The organism is Streptomyces sp. NPDC004542, from assembly GCF_040610035.1.
Classification (GTDB): Bacteria; Actinomycetota; Actinomycetes; order Streptomycetales; family Streptomycetaceae; genus Streptomyces.
The window spans coordinates 1-6,508 of record NZ_JBEXLP010000169.1; the positions used below are offsets into that span (position 1 = coordinate 1).

General features: G+C 69.3%; 1 protein-coding gene and 1 pseudogene. One reads left to right on the plus strand and one right to left on the minus strand.

Annotation, left to right across the window (positions count from 1 at the left end; translation table 11 throughout):
- Positions 1–4,895: pseudogene (locus tag ABZX30_RS37495) on the minus strand (hypothetical protein); the annotation flags it as partial.
- A 1,156-nt stretch (positions 4,896–6,051) separates the two neighbouring features.
- On the opposite strand from ABZX30_RS37495, the gene ABZX30_RS37500 reads away from it, so the two are divergent.
- Positions 6,052–6,222: a hypothetical protein gene (locus ABZX30_RS37500; protein ID WP_355942753.1), complete on the plus strand. Its 171-nt coding sequence runs from the start codon at positions 6,052–6,054 to the stop codon at positions 6,220–6,222.
- Positions 6,223–6,508: the final 286 nt, after the last annotated feature.

The window sequence follows — 6,508 nt, forward strand, 5'->3', positions numbered from 1 at the left end:
TGCTGCTGAAGCCAGTCCACCGTCTCCTGAACCACCGCGGCGATATACAAGTGACGCAGATGCGGGTAGCGGTCCTTCTCCAGGGAGAGCCCGGCCTCTGCCAGCGCATCGGCCACCGACTCATCCGTCCAAGTCCCGGACGCCTGCGGCCCGGTCAGCACCGCGAGCAGGCCCGGCACCTCATCAGCAGGCACGATCTCCGTCTGCGCAGCACGCCGCCACCCCCACCCGTTCGGACGGAAGTAGTCCTCACCCGGCCATACCCGTCCCCACTGTCCCGACTGCGGATCCTGCGGCAGCACCCGTTCCACCAACACCGGAGGCGGCACGTCCTCAACGGCGGCCCTGTCCTCCTGGCCGGTCCTCGGACCCCGCCACACCACGGCAGGAGGCGGTGGCACCTCAAAGGTGGGAAGAACCAGGCCCCGCACAAAGACACCAGCGGCAGCCGGATCCACCCGACGCAGTCTTACCGCACCCTCATCACCATCACCATTCTCTTCACCATCACCATCCTCTTCACCATCGGAACCGAACAGATCCCCCTCCCAGTCGTCCTCATCGTTCCCCACCCCCGAGACCTCACCACCACCGGCATGAGGCGACCCGAACAGATCACCTGTTCCCACACCTCCGGTCCCAGGGTTGTCCCCCGCTGCGGCAGACTGCGGCGCAATCCCCGCCTCGAACTCCTGTGGAAGCGCAGCGGGCTGCGAACCGAACCTCTCATGCCCGCCCGTACCCGGATCCCAGGCCCAGTCCATCGCCGACGGATCAGCCCCGACGGGATCAGCACCCAGCCCAGCGAACAGACCACCCACTGACCCGGCCGGTGCCCCCAGACCAGCTCTGCTCGCAGGATCCGTGACCAGTGGCGCAGTGAACCCGTTCCAGGAGCCGCCCGACAGGGCACCAGCCCCGGCCGGATCCTCGTGCCATGATCCACTCGGTTCCCCATACGGTGCGGACAACCAAGCCTGCGACGCCCCCGCAGCAGACCTCTCCGCCACCCCGGACTCCTGCCCCGGCACCTCCTGCCTCGGCGCCTCCTGCCACCCACCGCTGTGTCCCTGCTGCCCCTCACCCGGGCTCCGCCACATGCCGCCACGAACCCGTGCCGGATCCACCCTGGATCCCGAGGCCACATCCACCGCGATCTGTTCCGCCAGCTGGCGCCTCGTCATGTGGGGGAAGACCCATCCACCTGACACCAGACGCCGACGCGACTCCTCGACCGTGTCACGATCCGCCTCGACGCCCATCCCGCGCAGCAGGGAATCCACCGTGAGGTACAGATCCTCATCCGGATCCAACCGCCCCGCCCCGGAGACTGCCGCAGGTTCCGGTCCCGGAGGCGGGACCGCAGTGGAACCGGCGTCCGGCAGGTTGGCGTCGAAGAGCCCCCACGAACCCACACCAACACCCGGGGAATCCAGCACCTGGTCGCTCGGACCGGCCAGGGGGGCACCGGGTTCATACGGCATGCTTCCGGACGCGGATCCATCCCCTGCCGCGGAGCGGCCGCCGTTCCCGGCCTCGGAGGCGAGCCGTGGTGGGGCGTTGAGGCCCTCGGTGGGGAACGATCCACCCGAGGGTGAGGATGTCCCAGGCAGCCCCGCGACGACCGGGTCCGCAGGCCGCGCACTTGCCCCCTGCCGCCCGGCAGCGCGCTTCCGCTTGGCCGCAGGAGCGTCGGAGTCAGCAGGAGCCTTCCTCTTCCTGGTGCTACCACCCACGGCACGGGTGGGGGTGCTGAGCTGGAGGTGGGTGACGACCCGGTCGGGCAGCCCGTGCCCCTTGGGGAGTTGTACGCCGTGGGTGCGCAGGAGGCCGATGTATTGGGTCAGGGAGCGTGAGGTGCCTGAGGCGTCGATGAACTCGGTGTCGGCGGGTGGGTCATGGACGGGTACGTCGGGTTCCTGGCCCTGGTGGGCGTAGTGGTCGCGCAGGGCTTGCAGGGCTTGCGCGGACACCGTCCGCCGGATGGCGGAGGGCTGGTTGCCGGCGGTGGTGGGCAGGCCGGCGGCGATCAGGGCCTCCGCGCCCTCCACCGAGACACCCGTATTCCCGTTGTACACATTGCGGAACCAGATGCCAGGGACGTCCGGAGCACCAGCTCCCTTCAACAGCGCTTCATGAGACGGGAAATGCCCTTGGGCTCTGGGGTTTTTGTCGTAGTAGTGGCCCAGGGCGCGGGCGGCATGGAACGGATCGATGCCCGGGCGCCGGGTGCGGGTGGGGGTGCTGAGCTGGAGGTGGGTGACGACTTCGTCGGGCAGCCCGTGACCGTCGGGGAGTTGTACGCCGTGGGTGCGCAGGAGGCCGATGTATGCGTTCAGGGAGCGTGAGGTGCCTGAGGCGTCGATGAACTCGGTGTCGGCGGGTGGGTCATGGACGGGTACGTCGGGTTCCTGGCCCTGATGGATGTAGTGGTTGCGCAGGGCTTGCAGGGCTTGCGCGGACACCGTCCGCCGGATGGCGGAGGGCTGGTCGCCGGTGGTGGGCAGGCCGGCGGCGATCAGGGCCTCCACGCCCTCCACCGAGACACGCGTATGCCCGTTGTACACATTGCGGAACCACCTGCCGTTCACGGTCGGTGCACCAGCACCCTTCAACAGCGTGCTATCAGAGGGAAGTTCTCCTTGGGAGCCGGGGTTGTTGCGGTAATAGTCGCTCAGGGCGCGGGCGGCATGGAACGGATCGACGCCCGCCCGCCGGATTGGGGTGGGGGTGCTGAGCTGGAGGTGGGTCACGACCCGGTCGGGCAGCCCGTGACCGTCGGGGAGTTGTACGCCGTGGGCGCGCAGGAGGCCGATGTATGCGTTCAGGGAGCGTGAGGTGCCTGAGGCGTCGATGAACTCGGTGTCGGCGGGTGGGTCCTGGACGGGTACGTCGGGTTCCTGGCCCTGGGGGGTGTAGTGGTCGCGCAGGGCTTGGAGGGCTTGCGCGGACACCGTCCGTCGGATGGCGGAGGGCTGGTTGCCGGCGGTGGTGGGCAGGCCGGCGGCGATCAGGGCCTCCACGCCCTCCACCGAGACACCTGTATTCCCGTTGTACACACTGCGGAACCATGCACCGGGGACGTCCGGGGCACCAGCACCCTGCAACAACGCCCTGTCAGGAGGCAGTTCTTCCTGGGCGCTGGGGTTGTTGTCGTAGTAGTGGCGCAGGGCACGTGCGGCATGGAACGGATCAATGGCCTTGCGCCGGGTGTAGGCGCCGAGCTGGAGGTGGGTGACGACTTCGTCGGGCAGCCGGTGACCGTTGGGGAGTTGTACGCCGTGGGTGCGCAGGTGGCCGATGTATTGGGTCAGGGAGCGTGTGGTGCCTGAGGCGTCGATGAATTCGGTGTCGGCGGGTGGGTCCTGGATGGGTGCGTCAGGTTGCTGGCCCTGGTGGGCGTAGTGGTTGCGCAGGGCTTGGAGGGCTTGCGCGGACACCGTCCGTCGGATGGCGGAGGGCTGGTCGCCGGTGGTGGGCAGGCCGGCGGCGATCAGGGCCTCCACGCCCTCCACCGAGACACCCGTAGCCCCGTTGTACACACTGCGGAACCATGCACCGGGGACGTCCGGGGCACCAGCACCCTGCAACAACGCCCTGTCACGGGGGAGTTCTTCTTGGGCGCTGGGGTTGTTGTCGTAGTAGTGGCGCAGGGCACGTGCGGCATGGAACGGATCAATGGCCTTGCGCCGGGTGTAGGCGCCGAGCTGGAGGTGGGTCACGACCTTGTCGGGCAGCCCGTGCCCCTTAGGGAGTTGTACGCCGTGGGTGCGCAGGTGGCCGATGTATGCGTTCAGGGAGCGTGAGGTGCCTGAGGCGTCGATGAACTCGGTGTCGGCGGGTGGGTCCTGGACGGGTGCGTCAGGTTGCTGGCCCTGGTGGGCGTAGTGGTCGCGCAGGGCTTGGAGGGCTTGCGCGGACACTGTCCGCCGGATGGCGGAGGGCTGGTCGCCGGTGGTGGGCAGGCCGGCGGCGATCAGGGCCTCCACGCCCTCCACCGAGACACGCGTATGCCCGTTGTACACACTACGGAACCACGCACCATGGACGTCCGGGGCACCAGCACCCTGCAACAACGCCCTGTCAGAGGGAAGTTGTTCTTGGGCGCTGGGGTTGTTTTCGTAGTGGTGGCGCAGGGCGCGGGCGGCATGGAACAGATCAACGGCCCTGCGCCGGGCGGGTGTGGGAGGCAGGAAGAGGATCTCGTCGGCTTCCGGCAGGCCCGCCTCCCGCAGACGTGCGAACGTGGGAGGCGCTACCGCCACCCTGCCCCGACTGATGGCGCCCAGCCAGCGTCCCAGGTAGATGTCCCTGCCACCGGCCGAAACCGTCCAGTCAGAGCCAGGAAGCCGATCCGCCTTGGCGTGACGGTTGTGCTGGTAGAACCGCCGCAGGTGATCAACGACCTCACCGACCGTCAGCCCGCTCTTGCCCGCCTTGTCGTCTTGGGCTTCCTCGGCCGCCCTCAGCCGTTCGGAGCCCTGCGTGGTGTAACCGGTGCGCTCCAGGGCCTGGAGGGTCTGGGGAGTGAGCGCTGTCCGCCCCGCCGTCACGCTCTGCAGCCAGCCGTGCAGGTCCACCGGGTACTCCTGCCCGAGCAGTGAGACCGGCCCGGGCTCCGCTGTCACACCCGTGCCCTGCTGCACGAACAGGTCCCGCACACGAGACAGCCACCACGCCTCAGCCGCGGTATCCGGGCCGTGCTGCTGAAGCCAGTCCACCGTCTCCTGAACCACCGCGGCGATATACAAGTGACGCAGATGCGGGTAACGGTCCTTCTCCAGGGAGAGCCCGGCCTCTGCCAGCGCATCGGCCACCGACTCATCCGTCCAAGCCCCGGACGCCTGCGGGCCGGTCAGCACCGCGAGCAGGTTCTGCACCTCATCACGAGGCACGATCTCCTGCGCGGCACGCCCCCACCGGTACGGGCGGAAGTAGTCCTCACCTGGCCATACCCGTCCCCACTGTCCCGACTGTGGATCCTGCGGCAGCACCCGTTCCACCAGCACCGGAGGCGGTACGTCCGCAACGGCGGCCCTGTCTTCCCGCCCGGTTCTCGGACCCCGCCACACCACGGCAGGAGGCGGCGGCACCTCAAAAGTGGGAAGAACCAGCCCCCGCACAAAGGCACCAGCGGCAGCCGGATCCACCCGACGCAGCCTTACCGCACCCTCATTACCATCATCCTCGTCATCGGAACCGAACAGGTCCCCCTCCCAGTCGTCCTCGCCGTGGCCCGCCCCGGAGACCTCACCGCGACCGGCATGAGGCGACCCGAACAGATCACCTGTTCCCACGCCCCCGGCCCCAGGGTTGTCCCCGGCCGCGGCGGACTGCGGCGCAATCCCCGCCTCGAACTCCTGTGGAAGCGCAGCGGGCTGTGAACCGAACCACTCATGCCCGCCCGCACCCGGATCCCAAGCCCAGTCCATCACCGACGGATCAGCACCGAAGCCATCGACACCCGGCCCGGCGAACAGACCACCCACCGGGCCGGCCGGCGCCCCCGAACCAGCCCTGCTCACAGGGCCCGTGACCGGTGGCGCGTTGAACCCGTCCCAGAAGCCGTCCGGCAGGGCGCCGGCCGCGGTCGGGTCCTCGTACCGCGGGCCGCCCGGTTCCCCGTACGGTGCGGACAGCCGAGTCTCCGACGCCCCCGCAGCGGACGTCTCCGCCATCCCGGGCTCCTGCCCCGGCACCCCCTGACCCGGCGCCTCCTGCCACTCACCGCTGTGCCCCTGCTGCCCGTCTCCCGGGCTTTGCCGCATGCCGCCACGAAGCCGCGCCGGATCCACCCTGGATCCCGAGGTCACATCCACCGCGATCTGTTCCGCCAGCTGGCGCGTCGTCATGTGGGGGAAGACCCAGCCGCCTGCCACCAGACGCCGACGCGACTCCTCGACCGTGTCACGATCCGCCTCGACACCCCTCTGGCGAAGCAGGGAATCCACCGTGCGGTACAGATCCTCATCCGGGTCCAGCCGCCCTGCCCCCAAGGCTGTCGCGAGTCCGGGCCGGAGGTCGCCGGTCTGGCCGGTGGTGGGTGCCGTGATGGTGTCCGGTACCGGCTCGGCCGCCCTGTGGTCGGTGCCGCCGGAGGCTGTGGCCGTTCGACGGCCTGCCGCGGGCCGGGACGTGTCCTCCTCCCGGGGGGCCGTCGTGGTCGCGATCCTGGTCGCCTCCGACCTGCTCGTGAACACTGTCCCGCCGGGTACCCGGTGAGGAGACACGAGCACATGCTCACCGGTGAACGAGTGCGGCACGGACCCGGCGCCCGAAGGCCGCGCGCTTGTCCCCGGCCGCTCAGCAGCGCGTTTCCGCTTGGACAGCGGAGCGCCGGTGTCAGCAGGAGCCTTCCTCTTCCTGGTGCTATCACCCACGGCACGGGTGTGGATGCTGAGCTGGAGGTGGGGCACGACCTTGTCGGGCAGTCCGTGACTGCTGGGGAGTTGTACGCCGTGGGTGCGCAGGAGGCCGATGTATGCGTTCAGGGAGCGTGAGGTGCCTG